The organism is Edaphobacter sp. FHG110511_03 (assembly GCF_059115365.1).
The window spans coordinates 1-327 of record NZ_JBZYWL010000070.1 but is presented as its reverse complement, the minus strand read 5'-3'; the positions used below and the strand labels follow the sequence as shown (position 1 = coordinate 327).

Below are 327 nucleotides of genomic sequence, written 5' to 3'. Positions count from 1 at the left end.
TTTTTGTGCGATCTCGATGGCTACACCGCAAGGAGGGGTCGAAAGCCGACCCTGACGCTCGACTCTTTGGAGAAGCAGTTCCACACGTTCCTGCTGGAGGTTTACCACCGGCGTCCGAGTTCGGAGGGCAAGCTCTCCCCTAAAGAACGATGGGAACACTGCGGCTTCCTGCCGCGCATGCCCGACAGTTTGGAGCGGTTGGATCTGTTATTGATTCACGAAGTCCGGGCACGAAGAGTGCGGCCAGACGGCATTCACTTTCACACCTTCCGCTACTTGTCCCTCACGCTCGCCGCCTACGTCGGTGAGGACGTTACGATCCGGTTC

Annotated in this window: 1 protein-coding gene; it reads left to right on the top strand. The window is 58.4% G+C overall.

The window, feature by feature from the left end:
* A partial coding sequence (locus AC5S26_RS29985) for a Mu transposase C-terminal domain-containing protein (RefSeq protein WP_494188613.1) occupies positions 1-327 on the top strand: 327 nt, incomplete at both ends.